Here is a 419-nt window from a genome sequence, read left to right as displayed (position 1 = left end):
AGATGAATCATCCCCGCCATTTGCTCTGAAATTTTAGCGGCGCAGGTGGGACTGCTGCCGTTTTTCATAATCATCCCGACAATCCGCATCACAAAAATGCGCGTTATCCAGCGATTCATTGCAGTTATGACACCGTCCGGTAACGGGCAGCGACGCCCGCGTTCTGCCATTCAGCAGTTGCGCCATTCTTGACTGTTCGGCCTGGCTGGCCAGATCGCCCTCATCCATTTTTACCTCTCCTTAACCCCACAGAAAACGGGGGACTATACAAACGTTAACGCCGTATTATCCGTGATCGGCAGCACACTTAGCAGCGGTAATACCGCCACCGCCAGGCGGTATACTGGCTTACGACGTGGTGTCGTTGTCCAGATGCCAGCGGTGGATGATACGGTGCACGAACGGGCTTATCAGCACGC

At 54.2% G+C, this 419-nt stretch carries 1 protein-coding gene; it reads right to left on the bottom strand.

All coding sequences use genetic code 11. The features are described from left to right. Window positions 1-33: 33 nt before the first annotated feature. Window positions 34-228 carry a hypothetical protein gene (locus tag AAIR21_RS27925; RefSeq protein WP_335266237.1) on the bottom strand — a complete coding sequence of 65 codons (195 nt, stop codon included), beginning with the start codon at window positions 226-228 and terminating at the stop codon, window positions 34-36. Window positions 229-419 lie beyond the last annotated feature (191 nt).

It is taken from the genome of Enterobacter sp. PTB, from assembly GCF_051130085.1.
GTDB lineage: Bacteria > Pseudomonadota > Gammaproteobacteria > Enterobacterales > Enterobacteriaceae > Enterobacter > Enterobacter ludwigii.
This window is presented reverse-complemented; position numbering and strand designations above follow the sequence as displayed.

What these genes read in the sequence shown, in the direction of transcription:
- AAIR21_RS27925 (WP_335266237.1), bottom strand. Translation starts at nt 228, where the DNA reads ATGGATGAGGGCGATCTGGCCAGCCAGGCCGAACAGTCAAGAATGGCG.